At 63.9% G+C, this 22,454-nt stretch carries 20 protein-coding genes; 8 read left to right on the top strand and 12 right to left on the bottom strand.

Annotation, left to right across the window (positions count from 1 at the left end; translation table 11 throughout):
• Positions 1 to 87: 87 nt before the first annotated feature.
• From XW59_RS21085 to XW59_RS21060, 6 genes are all read left to right on the top strand, one after another.
• Positions 88 to 1,971, top strand: coding sequence for an extracellular solute-binding protein (locus XW59_RS21085; RefSeq protein ID WP_047147664.1), 1,884 nt, complete (start codon positions 88 to 90; stop codon positions 1,969 to 1,971).
• A complete protein-coding gene (locus tag XW59_RS21080) occupies positions 1,968 to 3,845 on the top strand; it encodes an extracellular solute-binding protein (protein WP_047147665.1) in 1,878 nt (625 codons plus the stop codon). Before XW59_RS21085 ends, XW59_RS21080 begins: the two co-directional genes overlap by 4 nt.
• Before the next feature lie 141 nt (positions 3,846 to 3,986).
• Positions 3,987 to 5,081: a microcin C ABC transporter permease YejB gene (locus XW59_RS21075; protein ID WP_047147666.1), complete on the top strand. Its 1,095-nt coding sequence runs from the start codon at positions 3,987 to 3,989 to the stop codon at positions 5,079 to 5,081.
• Positions 5,081 to 6,232, top strand: a complete 1,152-nt coding sequence (locus XW59_RS21070; protein WP_047147667.1) for an ABC transporter permease — start codon at positions 5,081 to 5,083, stop codon at positions 6,230 to 6,232. Before XW59_RS21075 ends, XW59_RS21070 begins: the two co-directional genes overlap by 1 nt.
• The gene (locus XW59_RS21065) at positions 6,229 to 7,860 is read left to right on the top strand and encodes an ABC transporter ATP-binding protein (RefSeq protein ID WP_047147668.1); all 1,632 of its coding nucleotides are present in this window, start codon (positions 6,229 to 6,231) and stop codon (positions 7,858 to 7,860) included. The genes XW59_RS21070 and XW59_RS21065 overlap by 4 nt, the downstream gene beginning before the upstream one ends.
• A 24-nt stretch (positions 7,861 to 7,884) precedes the next feature.
• Positions 7,885 to 8,832 (top strand): glyoxylate/hydroxypyruvate reductase A, encoded by a 948-nt coding sequence (locus tag XW59_RS21060; protein WP_047147669.1) that lies wholly within the window; start codon positions 7,885 to 7,887, stop codon positions 8,830 to 8,832.
• A 28-nt stretch (positions 8,833 to 8,860) separates the two neighbouring features.
• On the opposite strand, the gene XW59_RS21055 is transcribed toward XW59_RS21060, so the two are convergent.
• The 3 genes from XW59_RS21055 to XW59_RS21045 form a co-directional block, all read right to left on the bottom strand.
• Positions 8,861 to 9,721: an NlpC/P60 family protein gene (locus tag XW59_RS21055; RefSeq protein ID WP_047147670.1), complete on the bottom strand. Its 861-nt coding sequence runs from the start codon at positions 9,719 to 9,721 to the stop codon at positions 8,861 to 8,863.
• Positions 9,718 to 10,068: a MarR family winged helix-turn-helix transcriptional regulator gene (locus tag XW59_RS21050; RefSeq protein ID WP_047147671.1), complete on the bottom strand. Its 351-nt coding sequence runs from the start codon at positions 10,066 to 10,068 to the stop codon at positions 9,718 to 9,720. The genes XW59_RS21055 and XW59_RS21050 overlap by 4 nt, the downstream gene beginning before the upstream one ends.
• A gap of 69 nt (positions 10,069 to 10,137) precedes the next feature.
• Entirely contained in the window at positions 10,138 to 11,514 is a 1,377-nt protein-coding gene (locus XW59_RS21045; RefSeq protein WP_047147672.1) for a leucyl aminopeptidase family protein, read from the bottom strand.
• A gap of 131 nt (positions 11,515 to 11,645) precedes the next feature.
• On the opposite strand from XW59_RS21045, the gene XW59_RS21040 reads away from it, so the two are divergent.
• Entirely contained in the window at positions 11,646 to 12,464 is an 819-nt protein-coding gene (locus XW59_RS21040) for a tetratricopeptide repeat protein (RefSeq protein WP_047147673.1), read from the top strand.
• A gap of 65 nt (positions 12,465 to 12,529) precedes the next feature.
• Here XW59_RS21040 and XW59_RS21035 read toward each other — a convergent pair whose 3' ends face one another.
• The 9 genes from XW59_RS21035 to XW59_RS20995 all read right to left on the bottom strand — a co-directional run bounded on the left by XW59_RS21035 (position 12,530) and on the right by XW59_RS20995 (position 21,536).
• Positions 12,530 to 13,525: a type II secretion system F family protein gene (locus XW59_RS21035; protein WP_047147674.1), complete on the bottom strand. Its 996-nt coding sequence runs from the start codon at positions 13,523 to 13,525 to the stop codon at positions 12,530 to 12,532.
• 12 nt (positions 13,526 to 13,537) lie between these two features.
• The gene (locus tag XW59_RS21030) at positions 13,538 to 14,551 is read right to left on the bottom strand and encodes a type II secretion system F family protein (RefSeq protein WP_047147675.1); all 1,014 of its coding nucleotides are present in this window, start codon (positions 14,549 to 14,551) and stop codon (positions 13,538 to 13,540) included.
• A gap of 54 nt (positions 14,552 to 14,605) precedes the next feature.
• On the bottom strand, positions 14,606 to 16,111 hold the full coding sequence (locus tag XW59_RS21025) for a CpaF family protein (RefSeq protein WP_047147676.1): 1,506 nt from the start codon (positions 16,109 to 16,111) through the stop codon (positions 14,606 to 14,608).
• A gap of 17 nt (positions 16,112 to 16,128) precedes the next feature.
• The gene (locus XW59_RS21020; protein WP_047147677.1) at positions 16,129 to 17,415 is read right to left on the bottom strand and encodes a CpaE family protein; all 1,287 of its coding nucleotides are present in this window, start codon (positions 17,413 to 17,415) and stop codon (positions 16,129 to 16,131) included.
• Positions 17,416 to 17,425: 10 nt separating this feature from the next.
• Complete coding sequence (locus tag XW59_RS21015; protein WP_047147678.1) at positions 17,426 to 18,136, bottom strand: CpaD family pilus assembly protein; 711 nt, start codon at positions 18,134 to 18,136, stop codon at positions 17,426 to 17,428.
• Positions 18,137 to 18,161: 25 nt separating this feature from the next.
• Entirely contained in the window at positions 18,162 to 19,733 is a 1,572-nt protein-coding gene (locus XW59_RS21010) for a type II and III secretion system protein family protein (protein WP_082137734.1), read from the bottom strand.
• A complete protein-coding gene (gene cpaB, locus XW59_RS21005) occupies positions 19,730 to 20,539 on the bottom strand; it encodes a Flp pilus assembly protein CpaB (RefSeq protein WP_047147679.1) in 810 nt (269 codons plus the stop codon). The genes XW59_RS21010 and cpaB overlap by 4 nt, the downstream gene beginning before the upstream one ends.
• A gap of 152 nt (positions 20,540 to 20,691) precedes the next feature.
• Positions 20,692 to 21,213, bottom strand: coding sequence for a prepilin peptidase (locus XW59_RS21000; protein WP_047147680.1), 522 nt, complete (start codon positions 21,211 to 21,213; stop codon positions 20,692 to 20,694).
• 140 nt (positions 21,214 to 21,353) lie between these two features.
• Complete coding sequence (locus XW59_RS20995; protein WP_047147681.1) at positions 21,354 to 21,536, bottom strand: Flp family type IVb pilin; 183 nt, start codon at positions 21,534 to 21,536, stop codon at positions 21,354 to 21,356.
• Positions 21,537 to 21,903: 367 nt separating this feature from the next.
• Between XW59_RS20995 and XW59_RS20990 the strand changes: the two genes are divergently transcribed.
• Positions 21,904 to 22,332: a pilus assembly protein N-terminal domain-containing protein gene (locus XW59_RS20990; protein WP_047147682.1), complete on the top strand. Its 429-nt coding sequence runs from the start codon at positions 21,904 to 21,906 to the stop codon at positions 22,330 to 22,332.
• The last annotated feature ends 122 nt before the right edge of the window (positions 22,333 to 22,454 follow it).

Below are 22,454 nucleotides of genomic sequence, written 5' to 3'. Positions count from 1 at the left end.
TTGCCGCAAAAAGGTTTTCATACGCTGCCAGTGGGCTACGTTGAATGCACGAACAGGAAATCGGGTACGATCAATGAGAGGAAGGTCATGAGGCAAATCGGATTCCGCTCGCTCGCCGGCATGGCGGTAGCCACACTCGTATGGACAGGCGGAGTATCCGTGGCATCCGATGGCGAATGGCTGACCACCTCGACGCTTACCGGCGAATCCAAATACAGCGAGAATTTCGAGCGCTACGACTACGTCAATCCCGATGCGCCCAAGGGCGGCACGCTGAATGCGGTCGCCACCGGCACTTTCGACAGCTTCAACCCCTATATCGTGCGCGGCAGCGCGGCGGCCGGCCTCGCCTTCTTCGGCGGCGGCCTCCTCTACGACACGCTGATGGAACAGGCGATGGACGAGCCCAGCACCAGCCATCCGCTGCTTGCCGAGGCGTTCAAATATCCCGACGACTACTCCTCGGCCACCTACCGGCTCAATCCCAAGGCCAAATGGCACGACGGCAAGCCGATCACGGCGGAGGACGTCGTCTGGTCCTTCAACGTGCTGAAGGAAAACAGCCAGCTCTACAATCGCTACTACGCCAATGTGACCGAGGCGGTCGCCCTCTCCGACCACGAGGTGGAATTCCGCTTCGACCAGAAGGGCAACCGCGAGCTGCCCCATATCATGGGCGACCTCGCCGTCCTCCCGAAGCACTGGTGGGAAGGAACCAACGCGAGGGGCGAAAAACGCGACATCACCCAGCCCACGCTCGAGCCGCCGCTGGGCTCCGGCCATTACCGCATCAAGAGCTTCCGTCCAGGCGCCGAGATCGTCTGGGAGCGCGTCGAGGATTATTGGGGCGCGGACCTGCCGGTGAAGATCGGCCGCGAGAATTTCGACATGCGCCGCTATGTCTACATCCAGGACGAAAACGCGGCCTGGCAGGCCTTCACCAAGGGCGGGCTGCAGGATGTCCGGCCGGAAAGCCGTTCGGCACGCTGGGCGACCGGCTACAACTTCCCGGCCTTCGAGGCCGGCGACGTGGTCAAGAAGGCGTTCAAGACCGAATCGGGCGAACCGATGCAGGGCTTCGTCATGAACACGCGCAGGTCGCAGTTCCAGGATCGCCGCGTGCGCCAGGCGCTGACGCTTGCACTCGACTTCGAAAGCATGAACCGCCGCCTCTTTCACGGCTACAACACCCGCACCCAGAGCTATTTCCAGGGACAAGAGCTCGCCTCGAGCGGTCTTCCGGAAGGTCGTGAGCTTGAAATCCTGAACGAATTCAAGGACGAGCTGCCGCCCGAACTCTTCACGGAAGAATTCAAGCTTCCCGTCTACGACAGCGCCCAGGCGCAGCGGCAGCATTTGCGCGAGGCCGTCGCGCTTTTTGCGGAAGCCGGCTGGAAGATCAATGGCGGGCGCATGGTCAACGAGAAGACCGGCAACCAGTTCAAGATCGAGATACTCGGCAACAATCCGACCGACGAGGTGATTTCCAACTCCTACATGGACAATCTGCGCTCGATCGGCATCGACGTCTCGCTGCGCATCGTCGATCCCAGCCAGTACCAGAACCGCGTCCGCAATTTCGACTACGACATGGTAACGGACATGATGGCCCAGTCGGCCTCGCCCGGCAACGAGCAGCGTGATTTCTGGAGTTCGGCGGCCGCCGACGCGCCCGGATCGCGCAACAGGGCGGGCATCAAGAATCCCGTCGTGGACAGGCTGGTCGACAGGATCATCTTCGCCGAGGATCGCGACGAACTGGTCGCCACGACGCGGGCGCTCGATCGAGTGCTCCTGTGGAACTACTACGTCGTGCCGCAATGGTATCGCAACGAGATCTGGCTCGCCTACTGGAACAAGTTCGGCATGCCGGAGAAGCAACCGGCCTATATCGGCGCGGACATCGATTCCTGGTGGATCGATCCAGAGAAGGAACAGGCGCTCGCGCGCAAGTACAGGAGCGGCAATTGAACATCCGCGACGGCATTTCGCGCCGCGACTTCCTTTTCATCGGAGGCGCGGCCGCCCTCGCGCCCCTGCTGCCGGCGGACGCGCTCGCGGCGGTCGCCACCGAAACTCCGCTGCACGGCATCTCCCCCTTCGGCGACCTGAAATACGGTCCGGACTTCTCTCATTTCGACTATGCGAGCCCGGACGCGCCGAAGGGCGGAACGTTCAACTTCATGGTGCCGAACTGGAACTTCAACCAGAACGTCCTGACCTTCAACACGCTCAACAGCTTCGTACCCAGGGGCGACGCGCCGCCGCGCATGGAGCTCTGCTTCGACAGTCTGTTTTCTGGCGCGCTGGACGAGCCGGCATCGGCCTACGGTCTCGTGGCGGAAACCGTCACGATCTCGGCCGACCGCAACAGCTTCGTCTTCAAGCTGCGGCCCGAGGCGCGCTTTCACGACGGTTCGCCGCTGACCGCGGCAGACGTCGCGTTCAGCTACAAGCTCCTGAAGGAGGAAGGGCACCCGATCCTCGCCCTGATGCTCTCCGAGATGACCGAGGCGGTCGCCGACGATCCGCAGACCTTCCGTCTCGTCTTTTCCGGCAAGCAGTCGTCGCGGACGATCTTCGCGGTGATCGGCTTTCCGATCCTGTCCGAGGCCTATCTCTCCGAGAACCCGTTCGACGCCTCGCAGCTCAAGGCGCTGCTCGGCTCCGGCGCCTTCAAGGTCGGCCGTTTCTCCGCCGGTCAGTGGATCGAATATGACCGTGTCGAGGATTATTGGGCCCGCGACCTGGCGGTGAACCGCGGGCTCAATCATTTCGACCGCCTCCGCATCGAGTTCTTCCGCGACCGACAGGCCGCCTTCGAGGCATTCAAGAAGGGCGACATTCATTTCCGCCAGGAATTCACCTCGCGCGTCTGGGCAACGGGCTACGACTTCCCGGCCGTTACCCAGAAAAAGGTCGTCATGCGCGAATTCCCCGGCGAGAAGAACCCGACCATGCAGGCCTGGGCGATCAACCAGCGGCGTGCGCGCTTTCAGGATCCGCGCGTCCGGCGCGCGATCGGCATGTGCTTCGACTTCGAATGGACGAACCGCAACCTCTTTTACGGCGCCTACGAGCGCTCCAACTCGACCTTCGAGAAATCGGACTACAAGACGAGCGGCGCGCCATCGCCGGAGGAACTCGAGCTCCTGGAAACATTCCGCGGCCGCGTGCCGGAGGAGGTGTTCGGCGAGGTCTACGTCCAACCGGTCACGGACGGCTCGGGGCGCGATCGCAGGGTGCTGCGCGAAGCGCGCCAGATGCTGATCGAAGCGGGCTGGAAACCCAGCGGCCAGCTTCTCGCGAACGATGCCGGCCAGCGTCTGACGCTCGAATTCCTGACGCAGGAGGAAGGCATCGTGCGTCTCACGACGCCTTACGTGGACAATCTGCGCGCCATCGGCGTCGACGCGACGATCAGGACGGTCGACGCCTCGCAGTATCAGGCGCGTCAGCGCGATTTCGATTTCGACGTCGTGCTGATGGCGCTGTCCTTCACCCCGCTTCCCTCGCAGGATTCGCTGACCCAGATATTCCATTCCCGCTCGGCCGACCTGCCCTCTCTGCGCAATCTGCCGGGCACGAAGGACCCGGTCGTCGATGAACTGGTCGAGATGGTCGGGCGCGTCGACAACACCGACGACCTCACGGTGATCATGCGTGCGCTCGACCGGGTCTTGCGCGCACGCTCGGACTGGATTCCAACTTACTACATGGCGAATCACAAGGCTGCCTATTGGGACATGTTCGGCTTCAAGGAACCGAAACCCGACTATGGCTTTCCTGTTGAATCGCTGTGGTGGCACGACGAAGAGAAGGCAAGAACGATTGGCAGAGCCTGACGGATATTTTTTGAAGCCTCACCTGGTCTCGGGCGGCCGTCCTTCCATGCTCGCTGTTTCCATCACCGTCGCGGAGCCTTTCGTTTCCCCGAGAGGGCGCAAATTCCTCGCGCATGCGCCGCGCAACGCGGGAGCCGCCTGATGGGCGCCTATATCCTTCGCCGCATCCTTCTGATGATCCCGACGCTCTTCGGCATCATGGCGATCTCCTTCATCGTCATCCAGTTCGCCCCCGGCGGGCCGATCGAGCAGATCATCGCGCGCATGAGCGGCCAGGGCGGCGGAATGCTCGACAACATCTCCGGCGGCGGAGCCGCCGACACGGCGCAGAATTTCGACCTGTCCGGCGATTCCCGCTATCGTGGGGCGCAAGGCCTCGATCCCGCCTTCATCGCCAAGCTCGAACAGCAGTTCGGCTTCGACAAGCCGCCGCTCGAGCGCTTCTTCACCATGCTATGGAACTACATCCGCTTCGATTTCGGGGAGAGCTATTTCCGCGACATATCCGTGATAGACCTGATCCTGGAGAAGATGCCGGTCTCCATCTCGCTCGGACTGTGGATCACGCTCATCTCCTACGCGATCTCCATCCCGCTCGGCATCCGCAAGGCGGTCAAGGACGGCTCCTCCTTCGACATGTGGACCAGCGGCATCGTCATCATCGGCTATGCGATACCGGGCTTCCTCTTCGCCATCCTGCTGATGGTGCTTTTCGCCGGCGGCTCGTTCTTCGACTGGTTCCCCCTGCGCGGACTAACCTCCGACAATTGGAGCGAGCTTTCCTGGCCGCAGCGGATCCTCGACTATTTCTGGCACCTGACGCTGCCGCTCACCGCGATGGTGCTGTCGGCCTTCGCGACGACGACGCTTCTGACCAAGAACTCCTTCCTCGAGGAAATCCGCAAGCAATATGTGACGACGGCGCGCGCCAAGGGGTTGAGCGAGCGCAAGGTGCTCTATGGCCACGTCTTCCGCAACGCCATGCTGATCATCATCGCCGGCTTTCCCGGCGCGTTCATTTCGGCCTTCTTCACTGGCTCGCTGCTGATCGAGAACATCTTCTCGCTCGACGGTCTCGGTCTGCTCGGCTTCCGGGCGGTGATCGACCGTGACTACGCCGTCGTGTTCGCCAATCTCTATATCTTCTCGTTGATCGGACTCTTCGTCAGCCTGCTCTCGGACCTCACCTACACCCTCATCGATCCGCGTATCGATTTCGAGCGGAGGGACGTGTGATGTCCGACATCATCACCAAGGGCGAGGTCGAACAGGTTCGCGAGCGCGCCGTGCGCCCCTGGCTTTCGCCGCTCAACCAGCGCCGCTGGCAGAACTTCAAGGCCAACCGGCGCGGCTACTGGTCGTTATGGATATTCCTCCTCCTGTTCGTGCTCTCCCTCTTCGCCGAGTTCATCGCGAACGACAGGCCGATCCTCGCCATGTACAAGGGCGAGCTGCTCTTTCCCTCCGTCGTCTCCTATCCTGAAGAGAAATTCGGCGGCTTCCTCGCGGTGACCGATTATCGCGATCCGGTCATCCAGGAAGAGATCAATGCGAATGGCTGGCTGGTCTGGCCGCCGATCCGCTACTCCTACCGCACGGTGAACAACGAGATTCCGGAAGCCGCTCCGGCAAGACCGTCCTGGCTGTACACGGTGGAAGAGCGCTGCGGCCGCTATTTCGAGGGCGTCGACGACCCCAACTGCACGGTCGGCAACTGGAACTGGCTCGGAACCGACGACCAGGCGCGCGACGTGATGGCCCGCGTCATCTACGGCTTCCGCATCTCGGTTCTGTTCGGACTGGTCCTCACGCTCGCCTCAGCCGTCATCGGCGTCTCGGCCGGCGCCGTGCAGGGTTATTTCGGGGGCTGGACCGACCTGATCTTCCAGCGCATCATCGAGATCTGGTCCTCGATCCCGGTTCTCTATCTCATCCTCATCATCGCGGCCGTGCTGCCGCCGGGCTTCTTCATCCTGCTCGGCATCATGCTGCTCTTCTCGTGGGTGGCCTTCGTCGGCGTGGTGCGGGCGGAATTCCTGCGGGCGCGCAATTTCGAATATGTCAACGCCGCGCGCTCGCTCGGCGTGCCGAACCGCACCATCATGTTCCGCCATCTCCTGCCCAACGCGATGGTGGCGACGCTGACCTTCCTGCCCTTCATCCTCAACGGCTCGATCACGACGCTGACCTCGCTGGACTTCCTAGGCTTCGGCCTGCCGCCGGGCTCGGCCTCGCTCGGCGAGCTCCTGCGCCAGGGTCAGCGCAACCTCAACGCGCCCTGGCTCGGCATCGCCGGCTTCCTCACCCTGTCGGTCATGCTTTCGCTGCTGATCTTCATCGGCGAAGCGACGCGCGACGCCTTCGATCCGCGGAAGACATTCCGATGAGTTCCTCTCCCCTCCTCTCCGTGCGCGATCTTTCCGTCGCCTTCATGCAAGGCGGCAAGGAGGTGAATGCCGTCGATCACGTCTCCTTCGACATCGCCAAGGGCGAGACGGTGGCGCTCGTCGGCGAATCCGGCTCTGGCAAGTCAGTCTCCGCGCTCTCCGTCCTGAAGCTGCTGCCCTACCCTTCGGCGAGCCACCCCTCCGGCCAGATCCTGTTCGACGGCAAGGACCTTCTGTCGCTCGATGAAAAGGCGCTGCGCCAGGTGCGCGGCAACAAGATCACCATGATCTTCCAGGAGCCGATGACCTCGCTCAACCCGCTGCACACGATCGAGCAGCAGATCGCCGAAATCCTCAGGCTTCATCAGGGCATGGGCGACAATCAGGCGCGCAGGCGCACGCTGGAACTCCTGCGCGAGGTCGGCATCCAGGAGCCGGAAAAACGCCTCGGCGCCTATCCGCACCAGCTTTCCGGCGGCCAGCGCCAGCGCGTGATGATCGCCATGGCGCTCGCCAACGAGCCGGAGCTGCTGATCGCCGACGAGCCGACAACCGCGCTCGACGTGACCGTGCAGGCACAGATCCTGGAACTCCTCGCCAAGCTGAAGAAGGCGAAGGGCATGTCGGTGCTGTTCATCACCCACGATCTCGGCATCGTGCGCAAGATCGCCGACCGCGTCTGCGTGATGACCAAGGGCAAGATCGTCGAAGCGGGTCCGACGCGGGAAATCTTCGAGAATCCGCAGCATGCCTACACCAGGCATCTCATCGCCGCCGAGCCCAAGGGACGCCCGCCGAAGCTCGACACCGATGCCGAGAAGGTGATGACCGGCGAGAACATCCGCGTCTGGTTTCCGATCAAGCAGGGCTTCTTCCGTCGCACCGTCGACCACGTGAAGGCGGTGGACGGCATCGACGTCGCCGTGCGCGCCGGCCAGACCCTCGGCGTGGTGGGCGAATCGGGTTCCGGCAAGACCACGCTGGGGCTCGCGCTGTCGCGCATGATTTCCTCGCAGGGGCGCATCCGGCTGGGCGCGCGAGAGATCGACCGCTTCTCCTTCAAGGAGATGCGCCCGTTGCGCCGCGAGATGCAGATCGTCTTCCAGGACCCGTTCGGCTCGCTCAGCCCGCGCATGTCGGTGTCCGAGATCATCGAGGAAGGATTGACCATCCACGAGCCGCGGCTTTCGGCGGACGAACGCGACGACATGGTCGTCGACGTGCTCAACGAGGTCGGCCTCGACCCGGCCTCGCGCTTCCGCTACCCGCACGAATTCTCCGGCGGCCAAAGGCAGCGCATAGCCATCGCCCGCGCCATGGTCCTGAAACCCCGCTTCGTCATGCTCGACGAGCCGACCTCCGCGCTCGACATGAGCGTGCAGGCGCAGGTGGTGGATCTCCTGCGCGAGCTGCAGCACAAGCACTCGCTCGCCTATCTCTTCATCAGCCACGACCTGAAAGTCGTCCGTGCGCTCGCCAACGAGGTGATCGTCATGCGCCACGGCAAGGTCGTCGAGCATGGCCCGTCGGAGCAGATATTCGAAAGGCCGCAGACCGACTACACCAGGGCGCTCATTGCCGCCGCATTCGAGATAGCGACGGCGCCGACGGGCGTCGTCAGCCAGTAATATCGATTTTCAAGGAAAACGGTCATGTCTTCATCGCCGCGCCGGCGCATTCTCCTTTCGGTCACCAACTACAATCCGCGCCGCTGGCACGAACTGCTCTCGGCAAGGCACGACGTCGTGCTGGATGCCGAGCCCGGCGACCCGACCATCGACTACGCCGTCGTGTGGAAGCACAAGCCGGGCATACTTTCCCGCCTGCCCAACCTCAGGGCGATCTTCTCCATCGGTGCCGGCGTCGACCACATCTTCGCCGACACCGACCTGCCCGACGTGCCTATCGCGCGCGTGGTGGCGCAAAACCTGTCGCAATACATGACCGAGTTCGTCGTCTGGCGCGTGCTCGACCATCAGCGCCAGGGCATGCTTTACCGCGCGCAGCAAGGCAAGAAGGTCTGGCACGAGCCCGAGCAGCCGCCGGCCAACGAGGTCGCCGTCGGCATCATGGGCCTCGGGCAGCTCGGCCGTGCCGCGGCAAGGGCGCTGCTGGCGCTCGGCTTCAAGGTGAACGGCTGGACGCGCACGCCGCGTCCGATGGAGGGCGTGACCTGCTGGGATGGCGCGGAAGGCCTTCCGGGCTTCCTCAACGCCACCGACATTCTCGTCGTGCTCCTGCCGCACACGCCGGCGACCGAGGGCATAATCGATTATGAATTGCTCCGACGGCTACGCCGCGACAACGGGCTCGGCGGCGCCATTCTCGTCAATGCCGGCCGTGGCAAGCTTCAGAAGGAGGCCGACATCCTGCGCGCGTTGGAGGACGGCACCTTGAAGGAAGCGAGCCTCGACGTCTTCGAGCGCGAGCCGCTGCCTGCCGAAAGCCCGCTCTGGGAGCATCCGCGCGTCTTCGTCACGCCGCACGCGGCCGCCACTTCGGATCCCGCCCATCTCGTGCCGCTGATGCTGGAACAGATGGCACGGCTGGAGCGCGGCGAACCCATGGAGAACCTGGTCGATCGCGAAGCCGGCTACTGACGGCAGCCGGCTCTTTGGATTCGCATTCTCAGGGCCTCCTGAACACGGTCGGGCGGCCGTAGAGATAGGCGATGCGGTCGACGGCGTCCCGCAACCGCTCGCGCGAAACCATCATCGTATGGCCGTTGGCGTGGATGATGTTCTCACCGTCGAGCATGACCGCGACATGGCCCTTCCAGAAGACGAGATCGCCTCGGCGCAGACCGGCCAGATCATCGCCGATGTCGAGCGTCCCGCCGATCGAGCCGGCCTGCATGTCGGTGTCGCGCAGGACCGAACGGCCCGCCATGCGCATGGCAAGCTGCACGAGCCCCGAACAGTCGATGCCGAACGCGCTGGCGCCGCCCCACAGATAGGGCGTGCGTTCCAGCTCTTCCGCGATCGTCACATAGTCGCCGGCCGTCTTTTCGACCGTGCGCAGATGCGAGGCGATCACGGCTTCGCCGTTTTCGAGAAGCGCGTAGGCGGTACCCCTGTTCTCGGCCGTTTCGACAACCCGCAGCCGCGCCCCCATGGAGTGGGTTCGCATCGCCGGCGATTTGAGTTCGGGACCGGGGTAGACGAAGGTGCGCGGCGCGACGACGACATGGGTCGGCGCCCCCTCTTGCCGTGCCAGCGCGTCAGACGAGGCGTAGCCGACATAGCCGTCGGTCTCGGATTGCAGCCACGCCCAGCCTTCGCGCTCTTCGAAGACCAGCACGTCGTCACCACACAGAAGCTGCGTGTCGACGCCGGCATCGGCGCGCGGCGCGTTGCGCAGGTCAAGCACCGGGGCGGACACCCGCGCCGGCCTTCCCTCGGCATAATCCGTCGCCTCGACCCTGCCGCGAAGGCGGATGTCGGCAAGGTCCGGCCTGTGGGCATTGAGCCTTCCATCGAGCTTGGTCACAGCGGCAGCTCCGCAGCCTTGTCGATCACCACGTCTCCGAAGCGCTCCACGAAGAGCGCTCCTTCCACGGTCCTTTTGACGAGCACGTTGCGACGATCCTTCTGATCACGGTGCCGCGACACCAGCTTCAGCGCGCCCATCGTGTCGAGCGCGCGGGTGATTACCGGCTTGGTGACGCCGAGCTTGGCGGCGAGCCCCCGCACCGTGTGCGGCGGCGGGTCGAGATAGATCGTCAGCAGGATCGCCATCTGGCGCATGGTCAGGTCGGGCGAATCCGCCTGGACCTCGCCCAGCATCACTTGTTGCCAGAGCCGCAGCGACTGGCTCGGCCGCATCACAATTCCCATACGCGCACTCAATCAGGAAATTGTTTCGGTTGCGTTTCATTCCGACAGGATCGTGGCGGAAAAATGCCCTCATCGCCGATAGCGCGAAACGAGCACATGCTCGATGGCGCGGATCGCCTGCGCCTCACCGCCGACCGGCCCGTGCGGCCGCTCGTTCGGCGCCCAGCCGAAAATGTCGAAATGCGCCCAGCTCTTCGCCTTCTCGACGAAGCGTTTGAGGAACAGCGCGGCGGTCACCGAACCGGCGAAGCCGTCGCCGTTCACGTTGTTGAAGTCGGCGGACTTGGAGGCGAGCCTGGCGTCGTAAGGCTTCCAAAGCGGCATGCGCCACAACGGATCTGCCACATGGTCGCCGGCCGCGAAAAGCTCCGCCGCAAACGCTTCGTCGCCGGTGTAGAAGGGCGCGAGGTCCGGCCCGAGCGCGACCCGCGCTGCGCCGGTCAGCGTCGCCATGTCGATCAGGATTTCCGGCGTCTCCTCGTCGGCGAGCGCCAACGCGTCGGCAAGCACCAGCCGGCCTTCGGCGTCGGTGTTGCCGATTTCCACCGTATGGCCCTTGCGGCTCTTCAATATGTCGCCGGGACGGAAGGCGTTGCCCGAGATCGAGTTCTCCACCGCGGGGATCAGCACGCGCAGCCGCACCTTCAGCTTCGCGGCCATGATCATCGAGGCGAGGCCGAGCACGTTCGCCGCGCCGCCCATGTCCTTCTTCATCAAGAGCATGCCCGACGCCGGCTTGATGTCGAGCCCGCCCGTGTCGAAACACACGCCCTTGCCGACCAGCGTCACCTTCGGCGCGCCCTTCTCGCCCCACACCATGTCGATCAGCCGGGGTGCCGTGACCGAGGCGCGACCGACGGCGTGGATCATGGGGAAGTTGGCGGAAAGCAGCGCGTCGCCCTTCGTCACGTTCACCTTGGCCTTGTGGGTCCTGGCAAGCGCGCGGACAGCCTTTTCCAGCTCCTCGGGGCCCATGTCGTTGGTCGGCGTGTTGGTCAGGTCGCGAACGAGAAAGACGGCTTCGGCCTGCCGCTTCACGGCAGCCGCGTCCGCGCCCTTCGGCAGCGCGAAGCGAATGTCGCGGGCGCCGTTCTTGCCGTAACGGGTGAAGACGTAGCTGCCGAGCACCAGCCCGAGAGCGGCGAGCGAGGGATCGGCCGGCTCGCCGGCGAACTTCCAGTCGCCCCCCGGCAACTGCCTGGCGAGCGCACCGGTCGTCAGCGAAGCGAAGCCGCCCGTTTCCTCCGGCAGGCCGAAGAGCGCGCCAGCCAGCTTGCCGCCCTCGCCCGGCAGCAGCAGCACCCTGCCCGGCTCGCCGCAAAATCCGTTCGCCTCCGCCCAGGTCCTGGCGGCATCGCCGATCTGCGCGTTCGCCAGGCCACCCTTGGCGACGAGATGGACGGGAAGGGCGGCGGATTTGGATTTTTCGATCAGTTGCAGCGGCATTTCAGTCAATCCTCGAACAGGCGCGGCACGGGCCGCTGAACGGTTCTTAACCGTCCGTTAGGGTTAACAGAATATTTCTCTTTACCGACAGCGGCCGGGCGGCCGTTTATACGGGATGGGGGCTTGCGCCGATGTTGACCAATCGCAGCGCGAACGCAACGGGAAAACGGTTTATCACCACCGCATTGGCGCTCGTTCTGGCAGCCGCACTGGCCGGCTGTGCCAAGGATAGGATGACGACCGGATCGATAGCCGGCTCCTCTTCGGGACCAGCCACCCAGATGTCCGGCAGGGAGCTTCAATCGGCGGTCGATACGCTCGGCCGCTCCTACGCGCGCAACCCGAAGGACGTGAACCTGGCGATGCGCTACGCCTCTTCCCTGCAGATGAACGGCAGGACCGACCAGGCGCTCGCGGTGATGCGCAAGCTCGCCATCGAGCATCCCAAGGAGCGCGCCGTGCTTGCCGCCTACGGCAAGTCGCTCGCCGCCGCCGGACAGCTCGAGCCCGCGCTGGACGCGGTGCGCCGCGCGCAGACGCCCGAATATCCGGACTGGAAGCTGCTCTCCGCCGAAGCCGCCATTCTCGACCAGCTCGGCCAGCAGGACGAGGCGCGCAAGCTCTATCGGCGCGCGCTCGACCTCAAGCCCGGCGAATCGTCCGTGCTCTCCAATCTCGGCATGTCCTACGTCCTCGGCGGCGATCTCAAGACCGCCGAAACCTACATGCAGCAGGCGGCGGAAGCGCCGGACGCCGACAGCAGGGTCCGTCAGAACCTCGCTCTGGTCGTCGGGCTGCAGGGCCGTTTCCAGGAGGCCGAGCAGATCGCCAGCCGCGAGCTTTCCCGCGAGCAGGCGCAGGCCAACGTCGCCTATCTGCGCTCCATGCTTTCACAGCAGAACGCCTGGAACGAACTCAGGCAGGACGAGAAGAAAAAGAAGGCCAACTGACGCTTCTCCGCTCAGCGCATCGGCATCGAAAAAAGGCTCCGCGATACGCGGAGCCTTTTTCGACGTCAGTTCGGGAAGATGCCCTGCTGCGAGACCTGGATGCCGGCTGGGCCGAGAATCACGGCGAACAGCACCGGCAGGAAGAACAGGATCATCGGAACGGTCAGCTTCGGCGGCAGGGCGGCCGCCTTCTTCTCGGCGGCGTTCATGCGCATGTCGCGGCTTTCATTGGCGAGGACGCGCAGCGCATGGGCGACCGGCGTGCCGTAGCGTTCGGCCTGGATCAGCGCCTGCGAAACCGCCTTTACCGATTCAAGCCCGGTGCGCTGGGCAAGATTCTCATAGGCCTGACGCCTCTCCTGCAGGAAGGAGAGCTCCGCGTTGGTCAGCACGAATTCCTCGGCCAGTTCGACCGATTGCGTGCCGACCTCGTCGGCAACGCGGCGGAAGGCGGCTTCCACCGACATGCCCGACTCCACGCAGATCAGCATCAGGTCGAGCGCGTCGGGCCAGGCCTTCTGGATCGATTCCTTGCGCTTCGTCGCCCGGTTGGAAACATAGAGCACCGGCGCGTAGAAGCCGGCATAGGCGAGCAGGATGCAAACGAACAGCTTGACGAAGGGCGGTTGCGCCGCGAGTCCGCCGAGCACGAATATGTAGAACGCGCCGGCGAACAGGCCCGCGAAGGGCAGCACGAGCCGGAAGAACAGGAACTTGGTCAGCGGATTCTGGCCGCGAAAGCCCGCCATTCTGAGCTTGCTGAGCGTCGTCTCGTCGACCAGCGCGCGCCTGAGATCCAGGCGGTCGACCACGGCGCGCATGCCGACGGACTGTTCCTCGCGCAGGCCCCTGCGCTTGCGGTCGGCCTCGGCGGCAAGCCGCGCCCGTTGCCTGGCGCGCAGTTCCTCGCGCTCGAGCGCCACGGACTTCATCCGGGCCTTCAGCGGATCTCCGCCGAAAGCGGGCAGCGCCGTGAACACGGTGGCGAAGACAGCCACAGCCACCAGAAGCGCGATGAGGAAGCTCGGATCGGTAAGCGACTTGACGATCTGTTCGGTCATTGCGCGCGCTGCCTATATCTCGAAATTCATCATCTTGCGCATCACGAAGATGCCCATCGACATCCACACCGCCGACACGCCGAGGATGAGATGGCCGGTGCTGGTGGTGAAAAGCGGCATGATGTAGTTCGGGCTCGACAGATAGACGAGGAAGGCGACGAGGAAGGGCAGCGCGCCGATGATCACGGCCGACGCCTTCGCCTCCATCGAAAGCGCCTGGATCTTCGCCTTCATCTTCTTGCGGTCGCGCAGCACCTTGGAAAGGTTGCCGAGCGCTTCGGAAAGGTTGCCGCCCGCCTGGCTCTGGATCTGGATCACGATGCCGAAGAAGCTCGCCTCCGGGCAGGGCATCGTCTCGTGCATGCGCAGCGCGGCGTCGGGCAGCGAGATGCCGAGTTGCTGAGCCTCGACGATGCGGCGGAACTCCGAGCGCACCGGCTCCGGCGATTCATTTGCGATCAGTCGCACGCCGTCGTTGAGCGGAAGGCCGGATTTCACCGCGCGCACGATGACGTCGAGCGAATTGGGAAACTCGTCGAGAAAGGCCTTCACCCGCCGCGCACGCTTGAAGGTGACGAACCAGCGCGGAATGCCGAGAAAGCCGACGAGAAAGGCGCCCGGCACCACCGGCAGCGGCGCCCCGAGAATGAAAACCAGCACCGCTAACACGAAGCCGCCGGCCATCGAATAGAGATAGAAGCGCTCGAGCGACAGGTTCAGCCCGGCCTGGCGGATCTGCACCTTCAGCGGCGGTTTGCGGAGATTTTCATCGCGCGACTTTTGCTTAACCTCCAGCTCTTTCAGCGAATCCTGGACGGATTTGCGCCGCTTGGCCGCTTCGGCGAGCCTGTCGCGCGAGGCCTTGACCAGCGCCCGGTCGGTTTCCGCGCGCTTCACGATCTCGAGGCGGCGGTCCGCCTTCCTCTCGTTCTCGATCCTGGCGAAGAGCAGCGCGTAGGCGATCGCTCCGGCGCTCAGGCCGGCAAGCAGGACGAAAAGCAGCGTGGTCGTGTCGAGGCCGAACATCTTGTGCCCGCTCCTAACCGCCGTCGCCCGGCCGAGGCTCGGCGAGCGGCGTCGTCACGACTGCTTCTCCATCGCTTCCAGCGCATTCGCCAGCCGCTGTTCCTCGCCATAATAGCGGGCGCGGTCCCAGAAGGCGGGCCGCGCGATGCCGGTGGAGACGTGATTTCCGATCAGGCGGCCCTGCGCGTCCTCACCCTTGAGATCGTAGAGGATCAGGTCCTGGGTGATGACGACGTCACCCTCCATGCCGATCACCTCGGTGACGTGGGTGATGCGGCGAGAGCCGTCACGCAGACGGGCGGCCTGGATGATGATGTCCACCGAGCCGACGACGATCTCGCGCACGGTCTTCTGCGGAAGCTGGAAACCGCCCATGGCGATCATGGATTCGATGCGGTTCAGGCATTCGCGCGGGCTGTTGGCATGGATCGTACCCATCGACCCGTCATGGCCGGTGTTCATCGCCTGCAGCAGGTCGAACACTTCCGGCCCGCGCACCTCACCCACCACGATGCGCTCCGGGCGCATGCGCAGACAGTTCCTGACGAGGTCGCGCATGGTGATCTCGCCTTCGCCCTCGAGATTGGGCGGGCGGGTCTCCAGCCGCAGGACGTGCGGCTGCTGGAGCTGGAGTTCGGCGGAATCCTCGCAGGTGATGATGCGCTCGTCACGGTCGATATAGTTGGTCAGGCAGTTGAGCAGCGTCGTCTTGCCCGAGCCCGTCCCGCCCGAGATCACGACGTTGCAGCGCACGCGGCCGATGATCTTCAGCACCTCCGCGCCTTCCGGCGAAATCGCGCCGAAGCGGACGAGTTGGTCGAGCGTCAGCTTGTCCTTCTTGAACTTGCGGATGGTTAGCGCCGTGCCGTCGATCGCCAGCGGCGGGACGATGACGTTGACGCGCGAGCCGTCGGGAAGCCGCGCGTCGCAGATCGGGCTCGATTCGTCGACGCGCCGGCCGACCTGGCTGACGATGCGCTGGCTGATGTTGAGAAGCTGCTGGTTGTCGCGAAAGCGGATACCGGTCTGCTCGACCTTGCCGTTGACCTCGATGAAGACCTGCTTGGCGCCGTTGACCATGATGTCGGCGATGTCGTCGCGCGCCAGAAGCGGCTCCAGCGGGCCGTAGCCGAGCACGTCGTTGCAGATATCCTCGAGCAGTTCCTCCTGCTCGGCGATCGACATCGCGAAATTCTTGATCGCGATGATGTCGTTGACGATGTCGCGGATTTCCTCGCGGGCGCTGTCGGGCTCGAGCTTGGCGAGCTGCGACAGGTCGATCGTGTCGATCAGCGCGGAGAACACCTGGCTCTTGGTGTCGTAATAGGATTCGCTGCGCTCGCGCGGCATGCGCCTGGGCTCGGGCGCGAGCGGCGGCGTTTCCACCGTCCGCGTCCGCGCGGCGGGAGACACGGGCACGGATGGTTCTGAACGAGTGGCCGGCACCTGCTCGTCGAGGACGAGGCTGTCGCCCGCTGGCGCGCTGAACTGCGCCGGCGTGGGCGCGCGGAATTCCGGCGTCCCGCGATTGCCTCCGTCGTTGCCTCTCCTGCCGAACATCTAGCGCACCTGCCGTTTCACATTCGCTTCTTGCGCTTCAGGCGCGCGATCAGGTCGCCAAGTCCGACCTTCTTCTTCGTCTTGATCTCGCTGCGCCCCGTCAGTACATGCGCGATCTCGTTCACCGTCTGGACAATGGCGTGCTGCGCATCCATCTCGCCGAGCATGCGGCCGTTATTGGCGCTGTTGCCGAAGAGTTGCGGATCGAACGGAATGACGGCCATCGGCGCGATGCCGAGCGGCTCGGCGAAATCGGCCGGCGAAATCTCGGGGCGTTTGGGCATCCCGGCCTGGTTGACGATCAGCTTCGGCGGCCCGTCATTGGGGCGCAGCTTCCTCAGCATGTCGATCAGGTTCTTCGCGTTGCGCAGATTGGCGAGCTCCGGCGTCGCGGTGATCACGATCTCGTCGGCTTGCGTCAGCGTGGTCTTCGACCAGCCGCTCCAGATGTGCGGAACGTCCAGCACCACCGCGGGCGCGGTGCGCTGCGCCGTCTCGATGATCTGCGAAAAGGCTTCCGGGTCGAAATCGTAGACGCGCTCGAGCGTCGAGGGCGCGGCCAGCAGCGACAGGTGCTCGGCGCATTGCGCGAGCAGGCGGTCGAGATAGACCTCGTCGATGCGCTCGGGCGCGAAAACGGCCTCGGCGATGCCTTGCGCCGGATCCTGATCGAAATTGATGTTGGCCGTTCCGAACGCGAGATCCAGATCGGCGACCACTACCTCGGAGGAAAACAGCGACGACATCGACCAGGCGATGTTATGCGCGATGGTGGAGGACCCGACCCCGCCCTTGGCACCGATGAAAGCGAAGGATCTTCCGATCGGCGCGGCCTCCGGATCGACGAAGATCGCCGATATGACGGCGACGATGTCGGCCATCGAGATCGGCGCGACCACATATTCGGAGATGCCGAAGCGGATCAGCTCGCGATAGAGCCACACATCGTTGTAGTGGCCGATGACGATGACTTTGCTGTTGGGATCGCAGACCTCGGCCAGTTGCTTCAGCGCGGCGATGAGCTGCCTGGGCTCGTCGCGCGATTCCAGCACGATGAGGTTCGGCGTCGGTGCCGAATGGTAGAAGTCGATCGCGGTGGCGATGCCTCCCATATGCACCTTGAGGTGCGTCTTCGACATCCGCCGGTCGTCCGCCGCCCGCTCGATCGGGCCGGCCACGCCCTCGGTCTCGCAGAAGGCCTGGATGGAGATGCGCGGCACCGGACGCAGCGTGCTCATCGCCGCGACCTCGCTTTCGCTCGGAGCCTCGCCTTGCAGCGCGGCGTCGTAGGCCAGATTGTTCATGCCCGTGCCCCTAGTAATCGACCTCGGAATTGCTGAAGAACTCGTCCGAGATACCCCGTTCGCGATAGACGTCGATCGCCGCGCTGCGGTTCTCGGCATCGATCGGCGTCTGCTTGCGCGGCCCGAGCAGGTCGGCCGGATCGGCGATCTGCGCGGCCAGGTTGTTCTGATAGGAACAGCCGAAATTCGCGTAGTGCTTGTTCTGCGTGGTATCCAGGAGATCGCCCGGCCAGCGGCCGCATGGTCCGGTCGAGGCCTTCATGGCGAAGTAGCTCACGCGGATCGGCGGAGCTTCCTGCGCCGACGCCTGGTAGGGCTGGTGCAGGATATGCCCCTCCGGCACGCCGTTGGCGCGCAGACGCCTGAAGAAGTCGGCCGAGACGCGCGAAGCCGCCGCCTCGTTCGCCGAACCGGTCGGCACCAGTATCGAAACGACGGGCGCTGCCTTGCGGTCGTACCTGGAAATGAAGCCGTCGAGCGCGGTGCGCTGCATCCCGGTCATGCCGCGATCCTGCACGCCGACGGGAATGTCGATTTTCGTCTCCTTCTCGGAGATCACGATCGGATGATTGGTTCGGTAGTCGTCCGGTATGGCGCCGACCTTGATGCTGTCGCGGTTCGCGCAGCCGGCAAGCAGCGCGACCGATGCCAGCGCGGCAAGCGTGAAGGTTCCGGCCAGCGGGAGGCTGCCGCGGCGGCCGGCGGGCCTGTTCATGAGCATGTCAGACATCGCGCTCGTTCCCCGATCATTTGTAGATGTAGCCGACGACGCCGTGATAACGGCCGGCGGGCCTGTCGGTGCTCATCGTCCCGTAGACGCGGTTGACCCGCCCGAGGAACATGCCGGCCCCGTCGCTGGCGGCATTGAAATTGTCGTCCGGCCTGGCAAGCTCGTTGCGCGCCACCGGCCGCGCCAGATACGGCGTCACGATGATGACGAGCTCGGTCTCGTTGCGCACGAAATCGCGGCTGCGGAAGAGCGTGCCGAGCACGGGCACCTTGGAGAGACCGGGGAGACCCTGCGCGACCTGGCGAACATCGTCGCGCACGAGGCCGGCGATCATCATCGAACCGCCGGACGGCAGCTCCACCGTCGTGTCCGCCAGCCTTTTGCGGATCGACAGCATGTTCGTGCCGATCGGCAGTTGCCGGGTCCCGCCCTCGAAAGCCACCGACCCTTCGTTGGTCGGTTCGGAAACCTGCGTCCTGACCTTGAGGCTGATGCGCCCCGGCGAAAGAACGACCGGCTGGAACTCGAGGCCGATGCCGTATTCCAGGCGCTCGATATTGTAGGTCGTCTGGCCCGTCTGATTGTCGTCGGAGACCTTGCTGTCGCGGCCGGTCACGAGATTGAACTCGCCGCCGACGCGGAATGTCGCCTTCTCGCCGGAGACGGCCGTGAGCGTCGGCTCGGCGAGCGTCTTCATGACGCCGGCCTGCTCCATCGCGTTGATATAGGCATCGAGCAGCGACGTGCTGAGCTGCAGGCTCGAAGCCGAAAGCGGTTTGCCGAGCCCCATCGAGTTTTCGCTGATCGCTCCCCAGCTTATCCCGTCGAAGCTGCCGGAACCGATCATGTTGACGCCGAGCTGCTTCATCACGTTGCGGCTGACCTCCGCCACCGTCACCTTCAACGTGACCTGGTCCTCGCCGATGATCTGCAGCATGTTGACGATGCGGCTGACGCGGCGCTCGGAATCCGGGTTGTTGATGTCCACCCCGCCGCCGTCCGTCGGTGCCGCCGCCGTCTGCGCGAACTGGCCGGTCGTCGCCTCACCGCCGCTGACGAAGAGGCGCGCGAGCTGTTCGGCGCGCTTGGCGTCGAGCGGCGTCTCCACCGTTCCGGTGAGAACGACGTTGTCGTTGATCAGCTCGACCTTGATGTCCGAATTCGGCAGGAACCTCTTCAGATTGTCCTCCAGGCCGGACACGTCGCGCTCGACCGCGAGGTCGAGGCTGGCGATCTGCTCGCCGTTCGGCCCGAAGACGAATATGTTGGTTTCGCCAACCTGCTTGCCGAAGAGATAGATGCGCCGCGCCGTGCGGGTGACGGCATCGGCAACCGCGGGGTTGGCCACCAATATGTCATAGGCATCGCGCGGCAGGTCGATGACGATCGACTTGTTGAGGCCGAGCTTCACGCGCTGGTTGGCGGAGGTGGCGCTGACGGCCGCCGTCCCGTTGGCATACGCCGTCGCCTGGGTTCCCGGAACGATGCCCGCCACGCAAAGCGACAGCAATGAAACGGCCGCGAGAACGGCAAGCCGCGGCCGCCCCGGAAGCGGCTTCGTTGCCGCGATGTTTCGGTTCCTGATCATTTGCGGGCTCCTACCTCGGAGACTTCCCCGGACTTGATGAGACGCACGGTTCCGCGCCGGCCGTTGCCCACGAGATAGTCTGCCTCGAAATCGGGCCTGTCCTGTGCATCCGCAACCGAACGCAGCGCCAGCGTGAGGCGATCGGCCATCTGTTGCGCGACCGTAATGATCTCCGCCTGCTGCGGGGTCAGCTCCAGCGTCGCCGTGTCGCCGACGCGCACCTTCTTTCCTTCCTCGTCTTCCTGGATGGTCTGGTCGATCGCCAGGACGCGAATGTTCTGAAGGATGGTTTCGGTGACGAAACCCTCGCCGCCCGTCTGGTTCTGGGCGCGGCGCGTCATGATGACGTCGACATAGTCGTTGGGCAGGATGAAGCCGCCGGCCGACGTGTCCGCGGCGATCTGCGTGGCCACCGCGCGCTTGCCCGCGGGCAGTATCGACGACATGAAGCTCTGGCCTTCGCCGATGAGTTTTGAACGGCGCAGCGGCTCGCCGGCATACATCGGCACGCGCGCGATCGCGCCCTGCAGTTCCTCGAGCGCGCCGGGTTCCTTGGTCCGCGTGATGAAGGCGTCGTTGAGGTTGTCTTCAGGCCAGCCCTGCCAGGCAAGCTGCGCCCCGACGACGCTGCCCATCGGCACGTCGCCGCTCAGCACGAGCACCTCGGCGAGCTTGACCGCCGGCTCGGCCTCCCTGGTCTCGACGATCACCTCCGGCGTCCGCGCGGCCATGTTCTTTGCAACATAGCCCGCGCCGATCGCCGCCACGACGGCAACGCCCAGGATGATCACTCGCGAAGGAGCCATTTGCCCGCCCTCTTAAACCCGGCACCCCAATACCGAGGAGGACATTGCCTTCCCAATCGTCAACTTATGGTTAACGGGAGGCTTACGGTCGTGATTAACAGAAGGTTTATGCAATTTTCACGGGGAAGGCGCCTGGTCCGCGAAAGTTGAAGTCACCCGGCCGACAAGCGTTCCACTGCCCATTGCACGAGAGCAGTGTCGGGATAAACGAGTAATCCGCCTACACCGAGAGCGACGCCGTAAGGAATGCCGACTTTTTCATTGGCGAAATGGCGCAAAAAGAGGTTACCGCCGGTAAGGATCGAAAGATCCGACTTGCGGTAAAAAATAATCAGCAAGGTCAAAAGGCCACCAATCACCGACGAATAGACGAGATACTGGAAGAGTCCCGCGCCGAAACCTATCCAAAGCGAGGTCGCCGCAAGAAGTTTCGCATCGCCGCCGCCCATCCCGCCGATCGCGAAAAGGCCGAAGGTTGCCGCCAGCACGAGGCCGGCGCCCGCGAAATGCATGCCGTAGGTCGCCCAGTCCATGCCGGTGAAGGGCGCGATCGCGGCGAAGGTGGCAACGAGGACCAGCGAAACGCGGTTTGCGATCGTCATCGAAACCATGTCGGACACGGCCGAAAACACCATGCAGAACGGAAAGACGACGAAGATGAGTGCCTCGAGCATCTGAAGACGGCCCTGTTTGACTTTGTGATTCTTATCCGCCGCGGCTTAATTCTTGATGAAACGGCGGAAAGGAAAAGGCCGCCCCGGATGGAGCGGCCTGATCTTGCGGCCATGCCGCTATTTATCGAGTTCTTCTCGGATTATTCGCACGCCGCAGTATCTGCGATACAGTCGGAGATGTTCTCGAACTGCGTGTTCAGCGAGCTGCCGAGCGCGCCGGCGCCGGCGACGATGGCGAGTGCGATGAGGGCGGCGATCAGACCATATTCGATGGCGGTCGCGCCGGATTCGTCCTTCATGAAACGGGCGAAAAGCTTGGACATTCGTGAGCTCCTTACTCCACGAGTTAACAGCACTTCCGTCAACTTTCTGCTGCGTCGATCGGATGGCCGACACTATGCCGGGAGCTCTTTCGATCGGCTTAAAAAACAGCCTTACCGAAACCTTTCACCTGCCGCCCTGCTTGCTTGGTTAAACAAAGGATAACCGGAAATATATTGTTTTAATTACACCTCATCAGCATCGGCGCATGCAATATAAAGAGAAACTCGAACGGAACGTTCCAGCGGACCGCCGTTGCTTCGAGACGGTTTCGTGCCGACTTCGTCCCGCCTTAACGCTTGCTTCACCAATCTCCTTCATCTTCCGTTCAGCAACGGGGATTGGGGAACGCCATTCATGGCCAGGGGCATGTCCGGAAACATCAAGGCTTGCGTATTCGCGGCCGCGCTCGCGGGCGGCGCGCTCCTCGCGGTGCCCGCGCTCGCCGAGGGCCTGCCGATCGAGGTGCTGATGAACCAGGCGAAGATCGTCAAGCTCGCCCGGCCGGCCGACACGATCGTGGTCGGCAATCCGCTGATCGCCGACGCCTCGGTGCAGGATGCGTCCACCATCGTGCTGACCGGCAAGGGCTTCGGCGTCACCAATCTCGTCGTGCTCGATCTCGACGGCAACCCGATCGTCGACGAGCAGATCGTCGTCTCGCGCCAGTTCGACAAGTCCGTGCGCGTCTATCGCCGCTCCGAGATCCAGACGCTCTCCTGCACACCCTATTGCGAAAGCTCGTTCAAGAACGAAGCCGAGCGCGTCTCCGAAATGGAAATGAACGCCAGCCAATAGGCTTTTCACCAAGCCCGCCCGGCATGGTTATCGTTCGGTTTATCGCCGACGGAGAATTTTAGCGGCCGCTAAAACCCGGTTTCAACGCAAGCCATGTATGAGCTTGGTCCAGGTTGAACGGC

The sequence above is a fragment of the Aquamicrobium sp. LC103 genome, assembly GCF_001014615.2.
Taxonomy (GTDB): Bacteria; Pseudomonadota; Alphaproteobacteria; order Rhizobiales; family Rhizobiaceae; genus LBCQ02.
This window is presented reverse-complemented; position numbering and strand designations above follow the sequence as displayed.